The sequence below is a fragment of the Photobacterium sp. DNB22_13_2 genome (assembly GCF_052873915.1).
In genome coordinates this window covers 404,611-424,974 of record NZ_JBNNXU010000002.1, presented here as the reverse complement: position 1 = coordinate 424,974, position 20,364 = coordinate 404,611, and the positions used below count along the sequence as shown (strand labels likewise).

The 20,364-nt window shown below is 46.1% G+C and carries 20 protein-coding genes; 5 read left to right on the top strand and 15 right to left on the bottom strand.

All coding sequences use genetic code 11. The annotated features are described in order from the left end of the window. Positions 1–29: 29 nt before the first annotated feature. Complete coding sequence (locus ACVA58_RS05135) at positions 30–410, bottom strand: DUF3316 domain-containing protein (protein WP_446509353.1); 381 nt, start codon at positions 408–410, stop codon at positions 30–32. Between the two features lie 129 nt (positions 411–539). Between ACVA58_RS05135 and ACVA58_RS05130 the strand changes: the two genes are divergently transcribed. The 4 genes from ACVA58_RS05130 to ACVA58_RS05115 all read left to right on the top strand — a co-directional run bounded on the left by ACVA58_RS05130 (position 540) and on the right by ACVA58_RS05115 (position 2,507). Beyond that, on the top strand, positions 540–968 hold the full coding sequence (locus tag ACVA58_RS05130; protein WP_446509352.1) for a VOC family protein: 429 nt from the start codon (positions 540–542) through the stop codon (positions 966–968). 53 nt (positions 969–1,021) lie between these two features. Then, positions 1,022–1,426, top strand: coding sequence for a GFA family protein (locus tag ACVA58_RS05125; RefSeq protein ID WP_446509351.1), 405 nt, complete (start codon positions 1,022–1,024; stop codon positions 1,424–1,426). A 3-nt stretch (positions 1,427–1,429) separates the two neighbouring features. Further along, positions 1,430–1,633 carry a DUF3565 domain-containing protein gene (locus ACVA58_RS05120; RefSeq protein ID WP_446509350.1) on the top strand — a complete coding sequence of 68 codons (204 nt, stop codon included), beginning with the start codon at positions 1,430–1,432 and terminating at the stop codon, positions 1,631–1,633. Positions 1,634–2,198: 565 nt separating this feature from the next. Further along, the gene (locus tag ACVA58_RS05115) at positions 2,199–2,507 is read left to right on the top strand and encodes a hypothetical protein (RefSeq protein ID WP_107348676.1); all 309 of its coding nucleotides are present in this window, start codon (positions 2,199–2,201) and stop codon (positions 2,505–2,507) included. A gap of 146 nt (positions 2,508–2,653) precedes the next feature. Here ACVA58_RS05115 and ACVA58_RS05110 read toward each other — a convergent pair whose 3' ends face one another. The 10 genes from ACVA58_RS05110 to punC all read right to left on the bottom strand — a co-directional run bounded on the left by ACVA58_RS05110 (position 2,654) and on the right by punC (position 13,485). After that, a complete protein-coding gene (locus tag ACVA58_RS05110; RefSeq protein WP_446509349.1) occupies positions 2,654–3,247 on the bottom strand; it encodes an HD domain-containing protein in 594 nt (197 codons plus the stop codon). A 37-nt stretch (positions 3,248–3,284) separates the two neighbouring features. After that, on the bottom strand, positions 3,285–4,283 hold the full coding sequence (locus ACVA58_RS05105; protein ID WP_446509348.1) for a substrate-binding domain-containing protein: 999 nt from the start codon (positions 4,281–4,283) through the stop codon (positions 3,285–3,287). 203 nt (positions 4,284–4,486) lie between these two features. Then, entirely contained in the window at positions 4,487–6,949 is a 2,463-nt protein-coding gene (gene torA / locus ACVA58_RS05100; protein ID WP_446509347.1) for a trimethylamine-N-oxide reductase TorA, read from the bottom strand. Positions 6,950–6,971: 22 nt separating this feature from the next. Beyond that, on the bottom strand, positions 6,972–8,156 hold the full coding sequence (torC, locus tag ACVA58_RS05095) for a pentaheme c-type cytochrome TorC (RefSeq protein WP_446509346.1): 1,185 nt from the start codon (positions 8,154–8,156) through the stop codon (positions 6,972–6,974). A 44-nt stretch (positions 8,157–8,200) separates the two neighbouring features. Further along, positions 8,201–8,377: a trimethylamine N-oxide reductase system protein TorE gene (torE, locus tag ACVA58_RS05090; RefSeq protein ID WP_428653717.1), complete on the bottom strand. Its 177-nt coding sequence runs from the start codon at positions 8,375–8,377 to the stop codon at positions 8,201–8,203. 626 nt (positions 8,378–9,003) lie between these two features. Further along, positions 9,004–9,675, bottom strand: coding sequence for an arginine ABC transporter permease ArtM (artM, locus tag ACVA58_RS05085; protein ID WP_446509345.1), 672 nt, complete (start codon positions 9,673–9,675; stop codon positions 9,004–9,006). Further along, the gene (artQ, locus tag ACVA58_RS05080; protein ID WP_446509344.1) at positions 9,672–10,421 is read right to left on the bottom strand and encodes an arginine ABC transporter permease ArtQ; all 750 of its coding nucleotides are present in this window, start codon (positions 10,419–10,421) and stop codon (positions 9,672–9,674) included. The genes artM and artQ overlap by 4 nt, the downstream gene beginning before the upstream one ends. 3 nt (positions 10,422–10,424) lie before the next feature. Then, positions 10,425–11,156, bottom strand: coding sequence for a lysine/arginine/ornithine ABC transporter substrate-binding protein (locus tag ACVA58_RS05075; protein WP_446509343.1), 732 nt, complete (start codon positions 11,154–11,156; stop codon positions 10,425–10,427). Between the two features lie 74 nt (positions 11,157–11,230). Next, positions 11,231–11,959, bottom strand: a complete 729-nt coding sequence (gene artP / locus ACVA58_RS05070) for an arginine ABC transporter ATP-binding protein ArtP (RefSeq protein ID WP_446509342.1) — start codon at positions 11,957–11,959, stop codon at positions 11,231–11,233. Between the two features lie 317 nt (positions 11,960–12,276). Next, positions 12,277–13,485 (bottom strand): purine nucleoside transporter PunC, encoded by a 1,209-nt coding sequence (punC, locus tag ACVA58_RS05065; RefSeq protein WP_446509341.1) that lies wholly within the window; start codon positions 13,483–13,485, stop codon positions 12,277–12,279. 270 nt (positions 13,486–13,755) lie between these two features. On the opposite strand from punC, the gene punR reads away from it, so the two are divergent. Beyond that, positions 13,756–14,658: a DNA-binding transcriptional activator PunR gene (punR, locus tag ACVA58_RS05060; protein ID WP_446509340.1), complete on the top strand. Its 903-nt coding sequence runs from the start codon at positions 13,756–13,758 to the stop codon at positions 14,656–14,658. Between the two features lie 23 nt (positions 14,659–14,681). On the opposite strand, the gene ACVA58_RS05055 is transcribed toward punR, so the two are convergent. From ACVA58_RS05055 to ACVA58_RS05040, 4 genes are all read right to left on the bottom strand, one after another. Continuing rightward, complete coding sequence (locus ACVA58_RS05055) at positions 14,682–14,879, bottom strand: DUF2986 domain-containing protein (RefSeq protein WP_446509339.1); 198 nt, start codon at positions 14,877–14,879, stop codon at positions 14,682–14,684. A 105-nt stretch (positions 14,880–14,984) separates the two neighbouring features. Continuing rightward, complete coding sequence (locus tag ACVA58_RS05050; protein WP_446509338.1) at positions 14,985–15,989, bottom strand: substrate-binding domain-containing protein; 1,005 nt, start codon at positions 15,987–15,989, stop codon at positions 14,985–14,987. 245 nt (positions 15,990–16,234) lie between these two features. Then, positions 16,235–19,342 carry a beta-galactosidase gene (locus ACVA58_RS05045; RefSeq protein WP_446509337.1) on the bottom strand — a complete coding sequence of 1,036 codons (3,108 nt, stop codon included), beginning with the start codon at positions 19,340–19,342 and terminating at the stop codon, positions 16,235–16,237. Between the two features lie 106 nt (positions 19,343–19,448). Then, entirely contained in the window at positions 19,449–20,342 is an 894-nt protein-coding gene (locus ACVA58_RS05040) for a MalM family protein (RefSeq protein WP_446509336.1), read from the bottom strand. Between the last annotated feature and the right edge of the window lie 22 nt (positions 20,343–20,364).

Below are 20,364 nucleotides of genomic sequence, written 5' to 3'. Positions count from 1 at the left end.
AGTATATTCAGGCAGATGTATGATACCTATTAGTTATTATCGTAGCGGAAGTGCTCGTAGCGTACATTGACGTTTGCACGATATTCGACATTTCCATCAGAACTCATCATTTCATCGACGGTGACATAACCGTTATCCTGAATACGTAGGCTAGAAATCTCTTTCGGGCCCCATGCCATAACACGTAGCATTTTGTGTAACTCTGCAGGTTTGCTCTCTTCGAGAACATTGAGAACTTGCAGACCTTCAGCATAGGCATCTTGGCGAGTGTCGAATGTTTCCGTTGTAATGACACGTTCATTACTTTGCACGCTGTATTTGCTACCGGCAATCAGTGGTGTTGAAGCCATTGATGGTAAGCTAAACAAAACAAGTGTGGTTGCAGCAGCGATAGTCTTAAGTGATTTCATAGTGGTGTCCTCTTCAGTGTTTGACTTTACGTGATAGAGAATACCGAACTGACGGTGACCAAAAACGGACGCCAACATGACATTTTTGTCATGTTGAATTTATGATTGATATCGTGATTGGAGAAAAGGATGGAACCACGTATAAGTATTATCACGCTGGGGGTAGCAAGCCTTGAGGTTTCATTCGAGTTCTACAGTAAACTCGGTTTCCCGTCATCAAAAAAGCCAGAAGACGGCATTATTTTTTTCAAAACGGGTGGGGTCTGTTTAGCGTTATATCCGCTAAGTGAATTGGCAGAAGATGTCTCTCGGGATTTCAAGGTGGTAAAAGCGGGCTTCTCCGGCGTAACCTTGGCCCATAATACCCGGTCGAAACAAGAAGTGGATGCGGTATTGGCTCAGGCGGAGTACGCCGGGGGTAAAATAGAGAAACAGGCGCAAGATGTATTTTGGGGCGGCTATAGCGGCTACTTCTCCGATCCCGATGGGTATCTATGGGAGGTCGCTTATGGAGATTGTTGGGAATTCAATGATGACGGTAGCTTAGTTATCGATTAAAACACCCGTTATAAATAAAACGAATTACAGTATTTGTGAAGCAAGGAATAAACATGATCAAAAGAGTAGGTGATACGGAAATTCAAACTAAGCATCGGGCGACATGTCATTGTGGGGCAGTCGAAATAGAGCTGACACTACCCAATGGGATAGAAAATCCCCGCCGCTGTGATTGTTCAATATGCAGGCGTAAAGGGGCAATAGTGGGGTCGGTAAAACTTGATGGTATTCGTATAATTAAAGGTCAAGATGTTCTTAAACTTTATCAATTTAATACCCATACCGCCAAGCACTACTTCTGCTCTGAATGTGGCATTTACACTCATCACCAAAGACGTTCAAATCCCGAAGAGTATGGTTACAACATAGGGTGCCTGGAAGGTGTCAATCCCTTTGAGTTAGGTGATGTGGTGACAAATGATGGCGTGAACCATCCAGCAGATAGGAAGCAAAATTAATTTATGCAACAAGCGATATCTGGTTATCACCTCGATGAAGAAAACGATTGGGTGGCTGAATTAGAGTGCGGCCACAACCAGCATGTCAGACATCAGCCACCCTTTATCAATCGTCCTTGGGTTGTTTCTAAAACAGGTAGAAAATTGATGCTGGGTTATAGGCTGGAATGCAAGAAGTGCGATAAAGGTATGCCTGTCGATAATTGATAAACGGTATTTTTAAAAACCAGTTGATGGAATATGTCCCATTTGTAATGGGATATGGGGTACATCTACAACTCAACAGTGACATCAGTTCAAAGCAATGGTGGGCTCTACAGTACGAACAGTCTACATTATGATTTATAAGACAAAATGCTGATCTAAGTACGTAAATTATCTTTACAAAAACACAATAAAATATCGTTTGATTGACGGTCTTTTACGCTCATTTACAGTGTGCTTGTATTATTGTTGAGAAATAAAACGACTTATATGAAGTTGTTATTTCTTATGCTCTATAGATTTATTGTGCTTGGTAGAGGATAAAGTGGGTGACGGTAAAATATAGTGGTTATTTGTGTTTTTTTAGAATTATTACTCTGTAAATTAATAATTATCAGTTAAATTGGTTATTCGTAAGCCATGCGTATACGTATGTAAAGCACTGTCAGGACAATAAATCATGTTCGAATAATTCGAACGACATGATTAATTCTATATGTTTCATTATATTGATGCCCCAGCTAAATTTAACTCCGAACCCAAACGAATATATTAACGGAGAAATATTATGCTTAAGCTTACAGGTACCATGATTGCTGCGACTGTATTACTAAGCTCACCAGTGATGGCTGATTTAAACCTTGATGTTACTCCTCAGAACGAAGGTGCATGGGTAAAAGTAAGTGAAAACGGAGCACCAGCTAGCAACGTTACAATTACTACCAATGTTCCAGGTACAGGCTCTTTCACCACGGATGAGCATGGTAGGGCTTATGTGACTATTGCATCTAACCGATCAGGTAGTGTGAAATTCAGAGCAATGGATGTAGAAGGTAACCTTGCTTACAAATCGGCGCTAATTAGCAAAGATAAGTAACCGAATAAAATCTTTATGGAAGAGTTGGAAACGGATATCCAGCATGCCAAACGTGGTATGACTACTGTAAATGATTCAACAAGAAAAAGGCCGGAAAGACATTCAGAAGTCTTTCCGGCCTTTGTCATTTGCTACTAAGAAAACGATTAGTCGTCGACAAGCCAGCCATTCGTTACGGCTAAGTCAATTTGTTCGCAAGCATATTGCCATAGCTTAGGTGTGACTTTTTCCAAGTATTCATTACGCTTGAGTACCTGCTGCTTGGTCACTGTGTGCTTCACCCAGCTACCACCACCGTTGGACATGTTCTGGATCAGCGGCAAAATGCGATCCATCGCTTTGGCAAAGCGGGCATCAGCGGTTTCAGCTTGTTCAAATTCCAACCATAGCGATTTCATCTCAGTGAACTGCGCTTCTGGCAGTAAGCCAAACAAGCGGTTGGCTGCAGCAATTTCTTTTTCTTCCTGGCCGTCTAGTTCATGTTGCGCGGCAAAAGCAAAAGTATCACCCGCATCAATTTCAACAATGTCATGGATCAGTAGCATCATAACTGCGCGATTCACATCGACAGGCTCTTCGATGTAATCCTTTAAAATCTGCGCCATAAGAGCAATGTGCCAGCTGTGCTCCGCACTGTTTTCCTGGCGATTGTTATCTGGCTTTACCATGGTTTTGCGGTAGACCGCTTTTAAGCGATCCAATTCATTGATAAAGGCCAACTGTTTATCGAGATTAAGCATACATTCCTCTTATTGCTTTTCGATCGTTGTGATCGCGTTATTTCTGGGTGACGGACAAGCGTCGTACTAGGGTAGGAACAAACATCCGGGTACACGTCTTGTTTTCCTCACCTTTTGCCAATGACAACGATAGGTTCGCTGCTTGCTCAGCCATGATGTTGATTGGATAACGAACCGTGGTTAGTTTCGGGCTCAAATATTTTGCGATGATACCATCATCGAAACCAATCAGAGAGATATCTTGTGGTGGGATCATGCCGTTTTCTTCCAGTACCGATAAACACCCAGCAGCCATGTTGTCGTTGTAAGCGGCAATCGCCGTAATTGGCAGGTTTTTGGAGAGTAGATTCATCATCGCATGCTCACCACCTGCTTCATCGGGTGAACTGTATTCGATGTAGCTGTCATCGGTTGGTAGGTTATAAGTCCGTAGTGCATCGAGGTATCCGGCGAGGCGCTGTTCGGTATCTTCAATGTCATGGTTTGAGCAGGCATAACCGATATGCTGGTGGCCGTTCTTGATCAGGTATTCAGTTGCGAGATATGAGCCTTTATGGTTATCGAGTGCAATACAGCGATGGGCTATTTCAGGAATATAACGGTTGATAACCACCATTCCCGGTACCTCATTGGCAAAATCAATCAATTCTTGATTGCTCAGGCCTTTGCTGTGAATGATAAGTGATTCACAACGGCTGTTGATGAGTAGTTCAATGGCTTCTTTTTCTGTCGTGGCGTTGTGATAGCCATTGCCGATCAGGATTTGTTTGCCGTTTTGCCGTGCAATCTGGTCAATGGCTTTTAACATGGAGCCAAAGAAGGGATCAGAGACATCGCCGACAACTACGCCAATAGTATTGGTGGATTGGCTGACCAAGGCCCTGGCATTGGCATTGGGGCGATAGCCAAGCTCTTTCATTGCCTGAGTCACCGACGAAATCGAGGCCTTACTGGCTTTGGGGGATTTATTGATCACTCGTGATACTGTCGCAACGGAAACACCGGCCAGCTTGGCCACATCCTTAATCGTAGCCATGGCTACACATCCTAGCTCAAATCAAACTTGGTGCCTATTTAACACCGACTGTGTAACGGGTGCAATGATAATGCAGTAAAAAGATCAGAGCTATTACACATAATTAATAAAATCAATAGGAAAGGTTAGTGTAACCGTTACCATAAAAGTGAAAAGGGGAGCAGTCATTAACCGCTACCCCTTCGTTTTCCTATCACTGAGGATCAGCTAACCTCAATCGGCCCACCGAACGAAGTAACCGGTGGTACGGTGCCGGTGAACTTCTCGAATTCAACCAGACAAGTGTTGGCACTGGTTGCCTGAGCAAGTTCTGAAGATGGAATATCCTGCGTGAGGGTATTTGGATCGCCATAGGTATCTATAGCACCGACTTTCTCACTCAAAGGACCATACCAAGCACCTTCTTCGATGCGAACGACACCCGGTGCGTAGCTATCGGTCAATACAGCACCAGCCAGCAATTGGCCACGGTCGTTGTAGACGCGGACCAAGTCACCGTTTTGAATGCCCTTGGCAGCGGCATCTTGTGGGTTGATATAGATCGGTTCGCGATCTTGTACCGCGTAGGTGGCACGGAAATCTTCCGATTCACACATTTGCGAGTGCAAGCGCTTGTCTGGATGGCATGACTGCAGCCAGTACGGGTGTCTGTCTGAACCCGGACCGCCGTGCGAGCGCTCGCTCTTCTCGAACCACATCGGGTGACCCTGGCAGTGCTCGTAGCCAAAGCGGTCAATCTTACGGCTGGTGATTTCGATAAAGCCTGACGGTGTACCCAATGGGTTGATCTCCGGATCTTCACGGAAATCAGCATGGCGAACCCAAGGTTTACCTTTACCTGCATCGAAATAGCCCTGTGCCCAGAACTCATCGAACTCCGGCATATCGAATTTGGCCTTGTTGGCCTCACGACATTCGCTATAAAGCTGGCGTACCCACTCCATTTCGTCCATTCCACGGGTATATTCTTTGTGACGCCCGAAGCGACGAGCGACTTCTGTCATGATCTCGAAGTCAGTTTTCGACTGGAACAACGGGTCGACCAGTTTCTGCATCGCAATCAGACCACGGCCACTGTACGAGCCATAGACATCGATATCATTCCGCTCCCACTGGGTACAAGCAGGAAGAACGATGTCCGAGAAGCGGCAGCTTGCTGTCCAAGCAAAATCTATGGTCACGACGGTTTGCAGCGCTTTAAAGGCTTGCTTCATCTTGTTGCGATCTTGGTGGTGGTGCCAAGGATTACAACCACTGATCACCATCATTTTGTAATCTGGCAACGTCACTTTCGAACCGTTGTAGCGGATTTGCTTACCGGGTTCTAGCAAGCAGTCAATCCAGCGGGCAACCGGAATGGTGCTGCTGTAACCGTTAAAGTCGCTGTTGTCCCATTTAGGTTTCTGGCCTTCATCTGGGTTACGCGGAAAACCGCCCGGTGCGGCAAAGCCCGTAGAAGGAACACCGATTGAGCTGTAGTGGTGACCGTATGAGATACCACCACCCGGTAGGCCGATTTGGCCGACCATAGCAGCAATAACGGCTCCCATCCAATATGGCTGCTCACCGTGTTCCTGACGTTGGATACACCAGCCGAACAACATCTGGGTACGGCCATTGACCAGCATACGGGCAAACTCGCGGATCTTATCTGCCGGTACGCCACAAATGTCTGCTGACCATTCAGGTGTCTTCTCGATCTTGTCTTTGGTTTCACCCATCACATACTGGATGAAATCATCAAAGCCCAGGCAGTACATCTTGATGAAGTCTTTGTCATACAGCTCTTCAGTGTAGAGGGTATGAGCTACACCCAGCATAAACGCCACATCGGTTTGTGGGTTAATGAACAGGTGGTCGTTATCAAGGTACTTCTGAGTCTTGTTCTTGACTGGGTCAACAGACAACACATTGATTTCGCCTTTGGCGACTTTCTCTTTAAGTTGCTCCAAATAAGCGAAAGACTCATGGGTTTCACAGTTCCAGCCAACCTGCAGGTTTTTTACCGGATCGTTAGCCCACAGTACGATATTGTCACTGTTCTCCAGAATTTCGGACCAAGACGTTCCCTGTGCATAGACTTCGGTTGAGCCTAGCACGTAAGGCAAGATGGTTTGGCCTGCGCCGGTTGAGTAGTCACCTACTTTCTTGATGTAGTTACCGTGCATGCCTACAACACGCTGCATGTGGTTGCCACAACTGTGGAATTGACCGGTCTGGCGCCAACCGGTTTGACCTGCGTGCAGTGCCCATGGGCCGTAATCTTTCTGAACGCGCTCCAGTTCACGGTAAAACAGATCGATAGCTTCATCCCATGTCACGCGGACAAAGCGGTTGTTGCCACGGGTGTCGGCACTGTATTTGTGCTTCTTCAGCCAGTCGAGGCGAATCATTGGGTAGCGTACACGTGATGGGCTGTAAAGGATCCCCTTGATGCCATTAAGCATCTCAGTTGGGTGCTTATCCAGTTCCAGTGGTTTGATTTCTTGTAGCTTACCGCCGTAGATATGAGCGCGGAACGCCCCCCAGTGAGAACCAGAGACCTTCCAGGTCCCAACGGTTTCAGCTGCCATGGCGTTATTCATACCTAACAGGCTAGGACCGATCACTGATGCGGCGCTGGTGGCCACCATACCTTGTAGGAAGCGTCTTCTGCTTACTGACATATTCAATTACTCCGTCAATTGCTTAGTGGTGGCCATCTGCAAAGTCAGATGAGTGTTTCTGTAGGTACTTCAGTACCAAGGCTTTGCTATCGGTATCGAAGTTAACGAATGCCATCATGCCGTTGAACATGCCTGGCCAAGTGTTGGTATCAAAGTGTGCTTCATCTGGCTGGGTATGACACACAGAACAGTTAGTGTTGTAAGACTGTCGGGCTTTATCCCAAATAGGTTGCGCATCGGCCATCAGCGCTTCTTTTTTCATCCACACTTTGGCAGTAACGCGCTGCCAAGGAAGGCCGGTAAGGTCATCTTCTTTACGTTCGAACTTCTCAACGACCTGATCATTAGTCGCTGACTCTTTCAGCAGTGAGGCTACGGCAATGTTCATGCCGAAATCTTCCTGGATCACTCGGCCAAATCCTTTATCCTTGCGCCAGCCAGAGACTTCAACTTCGATAGCATCCGCTGTTTGGTTAATCACTTTGACTGTTGAAGCCGGGTTTAGCAGGCCAGCTTCTGTTTTTAGGGCCTTTTCTTCGTAAAGAGGCAGATGGCGGACGCTGACATACTCTTGGCCCGTCTCGAACTTGGTGCTTGATGCGAGCTGTTCTAGTTCGCCAATCATGCCGCCAGAGCTGTCCATGTTCTTTGGTAGGTTATGGGCAATACCTTTGTGGCAATCTACACAGCTTTGGTCACGTTCGGCGGCTTGCTTCATCTGGATACGTGCCGTTGGGCGCATGTTGTCGAAATCCATGCTGTCGTAGTTGTGGCAGTTTTTACATTCCAGCGATTTGTTGGAAGAGAAGCGATCCCATTCATGTTGGGCCAGTGCAACGCGGCGTTCTTCGAATTTTTCTTTGGTGTCTAAATCACCGAATACTTGGGCGAACACTTCTTTGCTAGCTTGCATCTTACGCGCAATCTTGTCGGTCCAATTATGCGGAACGTGACAGTCAGGGCAAGTGGCGCGAACACCGGAAGTGTTTTTCCAGTGTACGGTTTCTTGTAATTCTTGGTATACGTTGTTTTCCATGGTATGGCAGCCAATACAGAATTCTTCGGTATTGGTTACTTCCAATGCAGTATTAAAACCACCCCAGAAAATAACCCCGGCAATAAAGCCGCCAAGGGTTAATACCCCAAGGCTGATATGGACACTTGGCCGAGAAAATGTCCGCCAAGCTTTAGTGAGAAATGTTTTCATGTTGTGTACTCAGTGTGTGGTTATTTGATTGTTGTTATATCGGCTTATCCCATGTGGCCAGGAGGCCCCATGAAGAAGATCTGCATCATCCATACGAAAAAACCGTAGCCACCGACGGCGGCAACACTGAGGATGGGAAAGAGAAATACTGTGATGAAAAAGAAAGCACGCCACTCACGTTGCTTTTCATCCTTAGCAACTGTGCTGATTCCATTGTTCATAGATTTACCCGTTCTACTTTGTTAATTGAGCTAAAAGAAAAGTGTTAACAAATGTTTTGAGAGGATCTTAAAATATATTTCCGGGGTGATTCAATTGGGCAAAAGATATTGATTTAACCTAGTTATCCCTTTTTTGATCTGTAACGGAAAGATGAATGGTATGCGATCTTATGTAACTACTTATGGGTAATTATGAAGAAGTGTTAATGGGGGTTTGTGTTTAATTATGGTTAAATTGGTTTGTATTTTGTTGCTTTGTTGATCTTCTCTATTAGAATAACACGCGATAACAACGAGATTGTTGGTGTGCTGATCAATTTAAAGTGTGATCTAGATCTATATGAATATTAACCATGTAAACGAAGAGGGCATTCTATACATAATCCAGCATCTCAATTCATTGAACAAAAATAAGATATTAAATATGTTTCAGTGTGGGCTTGATTAGAAATGATTTATTACAGAGTTTGTTTCTGTGGTGATTGCTTACTCGACATAAAAAAGCTGGCGTCTGCCAGCTTTATACCCAAGCTACTTCAAGGTTCAGCGAGAATTTGACAACCCTCTGAATCCTGCACCTTGAGGTAACTTGGGTATATATTAAGAGCTCGTTTGTCGAAATCTACTTATCGTGCGACTTCGAAAGCAAGTGCTTTCTTTTCTACCTGCCTGAAAATGAGAGTAAGCACACCATTGACTGCCAAATAAAAGGCGCCAGCGACGCTAAAGACCATTAATGTATCGTAGGTCTGGGCGTTGATACGCTGTGCATACCCCATAATGTCCATAATGGTGATGGTACTGGCAAGTGATGTGCCCTTGAATACCAGAATCACTTCGTTGGAATAAGCGGGAATAGCCCGGCGAATCGCATAAGGTAACAATACCCCTAAGGTTGCTTTGGTATCCATCCCCAAGGCTTTGCAGGCTTGCCATTGGCCGGAAGGAATTGCATTGAATGCGCCCTTGAACAATTGCGTGCTGTATGCTGCCGTGTTAAGCGCGAGTGCAAGCATCGCGCAGAACCAAGGTTGGCGTAGCCAGTACCACAATACACTTTCACGTACCCACTCAAACTGACCCGGGCCGTAGTAAATCAAAAAGATCTGTACCAGTAGGGGAGTGCCGGTAAATAAGGTAATAATGCCTCGGCTCAACCAGTGAAGGCCGGACGTTTTCAAAATAAGCGTTAAAGTCATCAATAACGCTAATGTACAACCTACGATCAAGGAAACGGCTGTTAGCTCAAGACTGACGACTAACCCTTCGAGCAGTTGCCAAACGTGCAGTTCATTCATGCGCTTGCTCCTTTTACTGGGTTAGCGTGTACTGGCTTGCTTTGTACTGATTTACTTTTAACAGACGCGCCTTGTGATGAGTTGCCATCTTGTACGCTGAATTTTTTGTCTAGCTGCTTAACCACACGCTGAGTGATCAATGTGATGACCAAATAGACGGCTGCTGCGCAGGCATACCAAGTAAAACTTTCGTGGGTAGCTGCTGCTGTCAACTGGGCTTGTTTTAGTAGGTCAGTAACACCAATCAAAGAGACCAGTGCGGTGTCTTTGAGCAATACGAGCCATTGGTTCGTCAAGCCAGGAAGGGCATGTCTAACCGCTTGTGGCAGAACAATCTTAAAGAAAGCACGTGGTTTGCTGATCCCTAATGCACTTGCCGCCTCACGCTGACCATTCGGTACAGCCTTTAAAGCACCTCGCAATGTTTGGGAGGCATAAGCAGCAAAAATAAGGGATAAGGCAATGACCCCTGACAGAAAAGGGCTAACTTCGATGAAATCTCCGGTCAGCAAAAACAATATTTGCGTTGAGCCGAAGAAGATAAACAGTACAACCAATATTTCAGGTAAGCCCCGAAGCACGGTGACCAGCGCGGTAACAGGCCAAGCAATGGCACGGAATCGCGACATTTCACCACTGGAAAATAATACTGCCAAGACTAATCCAACAGTGACGCTGGCTAGGCTAAGCTGGATAGTGACCCAGCTCGCCTCTAGTAGCGTCAGAGCATAACCTGATAACGCCATAAATTACTCACCGAAGTATTTGTCGAAGATCTCATCGTACTGGCCGTTGGCTTTAACGGTTTTTAGTGCCGTGTTTAGCTTGTCCAGTAGCTCTTGGTTGTCTTGGTTAATAGCGATGCCAAAACCGTTACCGAAGTATTTTGCATTGGTTACTTGTTCGCCGACATACACTAGGCTGTCGCTTTTCTTAAACCATTCAGCCACCACGGCGGTATCACCAAAGATTGAGTCGATACGACCATTTTGCATGTCGATAAATGCATCTTGGTAGCTTGCATAAGGAACGGCGGTAACGCCATCAAGCTGTTCTGTCAGGTAGCTTTGGTGGGTTGAACCGTTCTGTACGCCTACGCGCTTACCTTTGAGAGCGGCTTGATCTGCTACTTTGCCATCAAGAGCAACAAAAGCCGCAGAGTTGTCATAGTAAGCGTCTGTGAAGTTAACCACTTGCTGACGTTGTTCAGTGATATCAATACCCGAGATAGCTGCATCATAACGACGGAATTTTAGAGCAGGGATAAGGCTGTCAAAAGGTTGGTTGTGGAAAGTACACTTTGCCTCGATCACATCACACAGTGCATTGGCTAAATCGATATCAAAGCCCTGAATTTCGTTATTCTCATCAACGTATTCGAATGGGGCATAAGTCGCTTCCATTGCAAACTTGATTTCTTCCTGAGCGGCGGCGTTAGCTGAAGCCAAACCAATTATTGTTGCCAATACAATCTTTTTCATCGCGATACTCCGTGCGTCGTTAGGTGCAGCATCACGTGGGTGGGTGATGCTGAAATAAGAGGTGTAAAACTAAATTAATGTGCGAGGTATTCTGCAAATTCCGGTGTGGCCGGATGGGTAAATGCCTCTTTGGTGCCATGTTCCACCATGTGACCTTTTTCAAGGTACAGAACGTGACTGGCAATTTTCTTGGCGAAATCTACTTCGTGGGTTACTACCACTTGGGTAATACCTGTTTCACCGAGATCATTAATGATCTTGACCACCTGATTGGTAATTTCAGGGTCGAGCGCCGCAGTTGGCTCATCAAATAGCAGCACCTCAGGCTTCATCATCAGGGCGCGGGCAATGGCTACGCGTTGTTGTTGACCCCCAGAGAGTTGCAGCGGCCAAGCATCGGCTTTATCTGCAAGCTGTAATCTTGTCAGTAGGGCTATGGCCTCTTTTGTTGCCAACTCTTTATTCATCCCTGTAACTTTCATTGGGGCTTCAATCAGGTTTTCCATCACCGTAAGGTGGGGCCAGAGGTTGTACTGCTGAAAAACCATACCAACTTTACGTCTTAGTTTAAGTGCCTGCTTTTCGCAGATTGACTGAGAAAAATCATAGGCTTCGTTGGCGACCTGTAGCTGACCACTGTTAGCGTTTTCCAGCAAGTTCAGTACTCTTAGCAAAGAGCTTTTGCCTGCGCCACTTGGGCCAAGCAATACCAAGGTTTCCCCTTTACCACAGGTGAACTCAACATCATGAAGAACCTGGGTATCACCATAGAATTTATTAACACTCTTAACTTGAATACTCATGCTGACTTACTGCATTAAATGTCACTTAATGGTTATATTACCCAGAGTGAGATCTTATGCAAGAAAAATGTATAAAAAATTCCATAGGTTACATTTTTGTTTGATTTTTGTTCTAGGTTTTGGCTTTTTTGCCATTTAAACTACTGTAAACACATGAGTGACGTGGCAGATGTGAAAAGAGAAAGAAAGTGAACAAGCATGGAGGGAATAATTACGCATTTATCTGGCGAAAGGAAAGGCCCTCATGGAGTAGCAGATGTAAAAAAGGCCACTTAGAAAGTGGCCTTTAACTATATGGGGTTTACCGCGCGATGAAATTATGCCGTTTGGGCAATTTCAGCTGTTTCGCGGCGTGCTTTAACCACAAACGCATAACCGATAAGTGCCACAAAACCTGTGATAAACATCGCGATGGTTACTGTTATCAAACCGTGCATAGCAAATGCTGATACCAAGCCACTTGCTGCGAAACATACCATCGTTTGGAGGAAGTTAAGTAGCCCAGCTGCTGTCGCACTACAGTTTTTAAAATCTTCCAGCGCTTTACTGATGATTAGCGGGTAGATTGCACCGTTAGCCACCGCTAGGAAACAGAATGGCACAAGGATAGGCCAAATTGTGGTTGGCTCAGTTTGAATCGAGATCATGAACATAATCGTTACGCTGGCAAAGAATAGCTTCAGGATCCACGGAAGCAATTGCTGGCTATCGTATTTGTTCAGCAGGGTGCGGCAACCGTAACCACCGATGATGAACGCAACAGTTTGCGGCGCGTAGCTCAGACCGATATCTGCACCTGAGTAACCCATAGCGGCCATTACAAATGGTGAGCCTGTTAGGTAAGCAAAGAAAGCAGCAGAACATGCAGCGAAGATGATCATGTTACCAATGAATTTTTTTGAACTCAGTATTTGGGCATAGTCACGGCGTAGTTGTACCATTACTTTTTCTTGTTTTTTGTCCAAATTAGCACTTTCAGTTTCCTTAAGCGTCATAATGGACAAAACAGCACCAAAGCCAACTAGAGCAACAAAGATGCTTCGCCAGCCAAACTGGTGCTCAAGCATTGCGCCTGCAAGTGGTGCTAATGCCGGCGATAGTGCTACCAACGGCATGATAGTTGCGAATACACGCTCAGAGACCTTGCCTTCGTAGCGGTCGATAACAACGGCTTGCCAGATAACTGTTGCACTACATGCGCCGAGTGCCTGTGCAAAGCGGGCTGCCAGCATAAGCTCAACGTTCGGCGCAAAAGCACAGAGCACTGAAGCAATGCTGAAGAGTGTCATACCGCCCATCAGCACTTTGATACGACCAATACGATCAGACAACGGGCCGTAAATCAGCTGGCCGAGTGCCATTCCCAACAAGAAAATACTCAATGTCAGGCCAATAAGTGATTGTGATGTATCAAAATCCTCTCGAATTACTTCGAAAGCAGGAAGGTACATGTCAGTTGCTAGGAAGCCCAGCATACTTAAACACGCAAACCACAGAGTGGTCATTTTTGAAGGTTGATTTGTCATAGTTTTATTTCATTAGCTGTATTGTACTTTGCGGCAAGTCTATACATGGTTTTTTATGGTGTGAAACGGTAAAATTTAAACATTGCTTTCAAATAATTTGATGTGATTGTTTTTTCATCAGTGCGTTGTGATATTCTCTTGCGCACTGAGTGAGGTTGAATATTGCTCAAATAGCGCCTAATAGGCGCAACTTGTTGCATTGTTGCTGTGAAAATCAACAATTTTGGCTGCGGCTTTTGTCAGCTGAGTACGAACCAAAGGAAGAGCCCGATGTTTTCTTATAACGATTTGCAAGTGATTGATGTCGTTGCTCGGCGAGGAAGTTTTTCGGCCGCTGCTGAAGAATTGCACAAAGTGCCCAGTGCGATTAGTTATACCGTCAGGGTGATTGAGGAGCGGTTAGCTGTCGACTTGTTTGTTCGGCTTCACCGACAAGTGCAGTTAACCCCAGCAGGAGAGTTTTTTGTTGAAGAAGCCAGGGAGTTGCTTAAGCAAATGGAGATGCTGAAATTGCAAACCCAACGTGTTGCCAATGGCTGGTCGCAAAGTGTGTCGGTGGCGCTTGATACAGTCGTTCGTGAGAGCCGGGTAAATACGTTAGTACGTGACTTTTATCGGCAATTTCCGGATATGGAGTTGCATCTGACGATGGAGGTGTTCAACGGTGTATGGGATGCGTTGTCGGATGGCCGGGCTGATATTGCTATTGGTGCAACTGCGGCGGTGCCTGTTAGTGGTTATTTTGATTATCGCGACATGGGGGTATTGGAATGGCGGTTTGTTGTTAGCCCTGATCACCCTTTGGCTGAAATCGACTATCCGCTGGATGCAAAGGAGCTGGTGGAGTATCCGGCAATTTGTCTTGAAGACACGTCGCGGGTATTGCCTAAGCGGGTAACGTGGTTGATGGATAACCAGCGCCGTATCATGGTACCTAACTGGCACAGTGCTATGTCGTGCTTAAAATCTGGTCTTGGGATTTGTGTGGTGCCAGAGCATAAAGCCTTGCCGCTTATCGAAAGTGGTGAGTTGGTGGAAAAGCAACTTGCAGTGAAACCACCAGTTAGCCCTTGTTGTTTGGCTTGGAATAAAGAGAGTCAAAACTCAGCGATTGATTGGCTGCTCGAATACCTGGGTGACAGCGAGCAGCTCCATCGTGAATGGATGCGTTAAGTCCCATTCTTAGCTGTTTGTGATTATTCTGCAGGTTGCTCGCCTTCAGCGCTTTCTGCTGGATTCACATCTTGTACTTGTTCTGCTTGCTGCGCTTCTGCTTCCATCTTGGCTCGCTCAGCCTTGGAGATGTAGCGTGGCTTGTTGCTGCGGTGCAACTTGGCGTTTGTTTTCTTCTGCCTTTTCTTCAGCGCTTCGTTAATTTTCTTCTTGCGGTTCATGGTTACATACCAAATCGAAATTGGTTGGCAATTCTAGGGGGAAATAGATGTGATGTGAAGGGGTATTGAGCCATTCACGTCAGATTGGCTCAATATAGTGTATGGCTACAGTGGCGCGGTACCGACGGATAAACGACGCACTAATGTTGGATTGTACAATCTTGCTTGGGCCGCATTTTTATTCTCGCTTGCTAGCTGCAAGGACAGTTTTGCAGCTTGTTCTGCCATAACTTGGATAGGATATCGAATCGTTGTCAGCTTCGGATGGACGTATCGAGCAATATCACCATCATCAAAGCCAATAACGGAAATATCTTCCGGAATGCGCAAATTATTTTCATGCAGAACGGATAAGCAGCCTGCCGCCATATAGTCGTTGTAGGTAGCAACGGCAGTCACGGGGAGGTTTTTCGAGAGCAAATTAGTCATGGCGTATTCACCACCAAGCTCATCTGGTTCACCGTATTCAATATATTCTTCATGGGCTTCGAGTCCATGATCTTTTAACGCTTCGAGATAACCAGCTTTACGGTCCCTGGCATCTTCGATGTCATGGCTGGAACACAGGTAACCGATATGCTTGTGACCATGGCGGATCAAATATTCAGTGGCGAGATAAGATCCTTTGCGGTTATCGAGTGAAATACAGCGTGAGGCGATCTCTGGGACGATACGATTGATCACCACCAGTCCCGGAATTTCTGTGGCTAGGTCTATGAGCTCTTGATCTTCCAATCCTTTACTGTGAATAACTAATGATTCACATCGGCTGTTAATTAGAAGGTTTATCGCATTACGTTCTTTGACTGGATCGTGATAACCACTTCCAATTAGAAGTTGTTTTGCATGTTGATTGGCAATGGTATCGATGGCTTTAACCATGGTACCGAAGAAGGGGGCGGAGACATCATTGACGAGCACGCCAATAGTGTTGGTCGATTTACTCACAAGTGCTCTGGCATTGGCATTGGGCCTATAGCCGAGCTTTGCCATAGCGGCCTTTACGGCTTGAATAGCCGTTTCACTGGTGTGTGGTGCGTTGTTGATTACCCGTGAAGTCGTGGCGACGGAAACGCCCGCTTCTTTCGCGACATCCTTGATGGTAGCCATAGAGCCCTCTCTCTTTACTGCTGGCTCATTAAACAATGGTTAGCAATATAAAACAAACCCCTGTTTGTGTTTTTTCATTGGCTGAATTAATTATTGTAAGGTGAGTCACTCTACCGAATTGAAAGTCGTATGATTTATAGCCAAATAAGTGAATAGGACGAGACACTAGGGGAGGAAAGAGGAAGAGTGCCACATTGAGGGGGAAGTCAATGCGGCACTTCAGCACTAAAATCTATGTCTAGATTTTAGTGTTTACTTGGCTTTAGAGTCAGGCTGTAAGCGTACTGCTTATCCGTTAGCTTGAATTCCTCATGAACACTTGGGCTCCATGAATCATCACCGCCAACACCCATGTGCTGGTGGTCGATACGCAGGAATAGCTGTTGCTCAGGTTTCAACTCATTGGTGTGTTTTGCTTCAGTCAATTGCTGTTGGCTGTATTGACTAACGCTGAACTGGAAGTCACCCGAAATGTTTAGACTACCAATGGCAAGTGACCGACAATCACAACGCAGCCCGCTGTCCGTTGGGAAGATATAAGGCGTGTGCATGGCCGTGACTGCTTCAGTGTAATGGCCAAAACGTGCTCCCGATAGTCTGTCGGGGTAGTTTTCGAATGGGCCCAGTCCGCGCCATTCAACGTGTTGTCGTTCATTTATAAGTGGTAGAGTAAGTTCAATACCAATACGTGGCATTGGCGGAAGTTCATCGGCGAGCTGAACCGATACATCAATATTGGTTTCGCCTTTGCTGTCCAAGGTGTAAGTCCAGATCGTAATCGCTTGTACCTTGCCATTGAAGGTATACACAAATGTGGATGTGACTGAAGCGTGATGGTTGAGAGTGTTGACCTGACAATCAACACACTCACGATCCCACTTACCAATGCCCGCAGCGTCCCAGCGGCATACCCAAGCATTTGGGTCGATAAAGTCGACTTCACTGACACCGATGTCGTTATCCAGTGGTGCACGGAAGAAGTTATCGACCGGTGAGCTTACGAATTGAGGATTACCATCAACAGTCCACTGCTCTAATAAGCCACTCGATTTATTCCAGCACCAATGGTGATTGCCGTCTTCGGTACTGACTAAAATGGCATCGCTGTTTTCCGTTGTGACAGGAACATTACCTTGTGTAACTGAAGGGTAAGTTAACGAATTTCGGTTAGTAACAGCAAACTGTTCACTGGCAATGGTGTGTCCTGCGTCAGCCCATGCGGTTGCTTCAATCAGTTCGATGTCGGTATTTAAGTGATAAACCGCACCCGAGCGAGGTTTAAAATCGATATCGAAGCAAAGTGTGCGTTTGCTGTCTGCCGGAACATCAAGTTGCTGTTCACCAGAGGCAATCACACAGCCATCTTCAAGTAGCGACCATTTCAACTGTTCGTTATCAGTGGCACGGAACAAGTTCTCGTTGGTCACTGTTAATGTATATGCCACGCAGTTTGCCAGTTGCTCTTCACTGTCGAGTTGGATTGTGATCATCCGCTGGCAGTGTTTGGCTTCTTCCAGTGTTGGATGAGGAGTTCGATCCGGGAACACTAAACCATTGATGCAGAACTGACGGTCATTGATTGTATCGCCAAAATCTCCCCCGTAGGCCCAGAAGTGCTCGCCTTGGTCGTCATACTTGCTGATGCCTTGATCAACCCAATCCCAAATAAAGCCACCTTGCAGGCGAGGGTAATCACGGAATGCATCCCAGTATTCATTGAAGCTACCGAGACTGTTACCCATAGCGTGAGCGTATTCACACAGGATCAATGGACGATCTTCATTCGGTAACGAAACCCACTTCTTGATTGACCATTTTGGCACGGCTTCATCGGCGATGGCGGTATTAACCCGCGCATACATCGGGGCAATAATATCTGTGGCTGTGGTATCAGAGCCACCACCTTCGTACTGAACTGGGCGGGAAGGGTCAAAGTTCTTTGACCAAGCATACATGGCATTGTGGTTGCTACCGTGGCCTGATTCATTACCCAGTGACCAGATAATAATCGATGGATGGTTCTTATCGCGCATTACCATCTGGGTATAGCGACTCATGTAAGCATGTGCCCACATCGGGTCAGCAGACAAACGGTTCATCGGTTCCATACCGTGTGTTTCGATGTTGGCCTCATCGCAAACATATAAACCATACTGATCACACAACTCATACCAACGTGGATGGTTAGGGTAGTGAGCGGTACGAACTGCATTGAAGTTGTATTGCTTCATCAAGCAGATATCTTTGATCATATCCGCTTCGGTCATTACATGGCCTAGCTCAGGGTGGTGTTCATGGCGGTTTACACCACGGATCAGCAGCGGCTTACCGTTGAGGCAAAGCTGGCCACCGAGGGTCTCGACTTTACGGAAACCGACCTGATAGGCTTCACTTTCAATGTGATTGCCATTGGCATCTAGCAACGAGACAACACAGCGATACAGATTCGGTGTCTCAGCACTCCACTTATTCGGCTCACGCACGGTTAAGGTTTGGAATACCACGTCGTTGTAGCTACCGCGCTCATCAATACGGCGGTTATTAGGGCGGTCAATCACAGGCTCTGTGATTGCTTGTTCACCGTCAAACAGCTGAACCTGAACTTGGTGATCTGCTGTGGCATTGATATGGGTGACTACTGACAAACTGCCATCACGGTAGCAGGCGTCTAAATCTGGGGTAATGAATACATCTTGTATGCACTGCGAAGGTTTAGTTAGTAGGGTAACGTCACGAAAAATACCGCTTAGCCACCACATGTCCTGATCTTCGAGGTAGCTGCCATCACTCCAGCGGATCACCATGACCGAAAGGTTGTTTTCACCAGCAACCAGGTAAGGGGATAGGTCGAATTCAGCGGGTAGTCGGCTGTCCTGACTGTAACCAACCCATTCACCATTACACCATAGGTGAAAGGCTGAATTCACACCATCAAAAATAATGCGGTGTGATTCTTCTAGTTTATGTTCTTTAACCAAAAACTGCGTACGGTAGCAACCGGTTGGGTTTTCTTTAGGAACGAACGGTGGATTAACCTCGAATGGGTATTTAACGTTGGCATAGATAGGTTTGTCATAACCTTGTAATTGCCAGTTGGAAGGGACGCTAATATTGTCCCATTCCTGATCATTGAAGTTAGGATCAACGAACTCACCGTTAACGTGTTCTGGGGCGTCAAAAAGTTTGAATTTCCATTCGCCATTTAATGACTGGCGCTGGGCATTTTTCCCATCACGGGCACTGTCGACATCAGGGTAGCTAGCTAATGGACTGTGCGCAGACAAACAATGGATGTTCACTGACTGTGGGTTTTCCCAGTCTCGGCGCTGAAGAATGTTAGAAAATGCCGTCATCGTTATCCTACTTAAAGTGATCTTACTTAATCTTGTCAATTTTAGTTACTGTCAGTACGGCGATGGTTGCTTGCCACACTGCAGATAATTTGGTGCGCTCTATATGTTATTGAGCCAAAGTATCCAACAGGTAATCTTTGGCCTGTGAATGACCTGCTTTTTCAGCAAGGTTTGCCCAATCAACTGCTTGTTTTAGTTTTCCGTCACTCATTGCTTGGTCGATATGCTGTTTAAAATAGTGCCAGTTCTGTGTGTCAGCGTGAGTAGTTTGCGGTTGCACAAAAGAGGTTGGCTTTATGCCCTGTTTAACGTTGGTGACAGACAATGCTGTGGTTGTTGATGCTTTTTGTGCTGTCAGGTTTGCAAGCATATCGACAACAGGATTTCCAAAGTGTTCCTGTGTGGTGATTTCAATGATACCGACTGGAGACAGTGTCGCGACGAGCGGTAATCGCTTGCTGCCAATTATGTTTTGTGATTCGGAAAATTCTTGTTCTGGGTGAATCCGTGTGAGTTGGTTGCCTATTTGGGTGGGATCATTTTGGATCACCATATAAGCCTGTTGATTCAACTGAGTACTGAGGATGAACTTTCCTTCAATACGTTCTACACCACTTAAGTCGGTAGTGAAATAATGAAAGTCATCGGTGGTGTATTGTTCGATCAAATTCCAGTTATTGTCATAAATGGCGACAGCTGGTGCGATGACTTCGCTGTCTTTTATCGGGGCTCTGACTGTGAGTAAGAACGGGGAAGTTACTTGCGGTAAGGCATACGCTTTGACCGGAGTCCGACCTGATGTAAGAGGAAGCGTTTCGCTATTACCATCCAGCGTGACATATTGCTGAGTGTCCAGCGTAAGAGGCTGGATAGCCAGTCCAGCGACAGAATCGCAGCAAGCCGATTGGTTAAGATCGGTATTGAGCGCTGTGTCTGGAATCGTGCTGCAAGCGGTTAGGCTCAGGCCTAGCAGCATGGTCGCCAACTGTTTTCTCTTCATTCTTCGTTCCTCTCAGTGCAGG

Bases quoted from the DNA above. Each gene is read 5' to 3' on its own strand.
- ACVA58_RS05135 (WP_446509353.1), bottom strand. From the start codon at position 410: ATGAAATCACTTAAGACTATCGCTGCTGCAACCACACTTGTTTTGTTT.
- ACVA58_RS05130 (WP_446509352.1), top strand. From the start codon at position 540: ATGGAACCACGTATAAGTATTATCACGCTGGGGGTAGCAAGCCTTGAG.
- ACVA58_RS05125 (WP_446509351.1), top strand. From the start codon at position 1,022: ATGATCAAAAGAGTAGGTGATACGGAAATTCAAACTAAGCATCGGGCG.
- ACVA58_RS05120 (WP_446509350.1), top strand. From the start codon at position 1,430: ATGCAACAAGCGATATCTGGTTATCACCTCGATGAAGAAAACGATTGG.
- ACVA58_RS05115 (WP_107348676.1), top strand. From the start codon at position 2,199: ATGCTTAAGCTTACAGGTACCATGATTGCTGCGACTGTATTACTAAGC.
- ACVA58_RS05110 (WP_446509349.1), bottom strand. From the start codon at position 3,247: ATGCTTAATCTCGATAAACAGTTGGCCTTTATCAATGAATTGGATCGC.
- ACVA58_RS05105 (WP_446509348.1), bottom strand. From the start codon at position 4,283: ATGGCTACGATTAAGGATGTGGCCAAGCTGGCCGGTGTTTCCGTTGCG.
- torA (WP_446509347.1), bottom strand. From the start codon at position 6,949: ATGTCAGTAAGCAGAAGACGCTTCCTACAAGGTATGGTGGCCACCAGC.
- torC (WP_446509346.1), bottom strand. From the start codon at position 8,156: ATGAAAACATTTCTCACTAAAGCTTGGCGGACATTTTCTCGGCCAAGT.
- torE (WP_428653717.1), bottom strand. From the start codon at position 8,377: ATGAACAATGGAATCAGCACAGTTGCTAAGGATGAAAAGCAACGTGAG.
- artM (WP_446509345.1), bottom strand. From the start codon at position 9,675: ATGAATGAACTGCACGTTTGGCAACTGCTCGAAGGGTTAGTCGTCAGT.
- artQ (WP_446509344.1), bottom strand. From the start codon at position 10,421: ATGGCGTTATCAGGTTATGCTCTGACGCTACTAGAGGCGAGCTGGGTC.
- ACVA58_RS05075 (WP_446509343.1), bottom strand. From the start codon at position 11,156: ATGAAAAAGATTGTATTGGCAACAATAATTGGTTTGGCTTCAGCTAAC.
- artP (WP_446509342.1), bottom strand. From the start codon at position 11,959: ATGAGTATTCAAGTTAAGAGTGTTAATAAATTCTATGGTGATACCCAG.
- punC (WP_446509341.1), bottom strand. From the start codon at position 13,485: ATGACAAATCAACCTTCAAAAATGACCACTCTGTGGTTTGCGTGTTTA.
- punR (WP_446509340.1), top strand. From the start codon at position 13,756: ATGTTTTCTTATAACGATTTGCAAGTGATTGATGTCGTTGCTCGGCGA.
- ACVA58_RS05055 (WP_446509339.1), bottom strand. From the start codon at position 14,879: ATGAACCGCAAGAAGAAAATTAACGAAGCGCTGAAGAAAAGGCAGAAG.
- ACVA58_RS05050 (WP_446509338.1), bottom strand. From the start codon at position 15,989: ATGGCTACCATCAAGGATGTCGCGAAAGAAGCGGGCGTTTCCGTCGCC.
- ACVA58_RS05045 (WP_446509337.1), bottom strand. From the start codon at position 19,342: ATGACGGCATTTTCTAACATTCTTCAGCGCCGAGACTGGGAAAACCCA.
- ACVA58_RS05040 (WP_446509336.1), bottom strand. From the start codon at position 20,342: ATGAAGAGAAAACAGTTGGCGACCATGCTGCTAGGCCTGAGCCTAACC.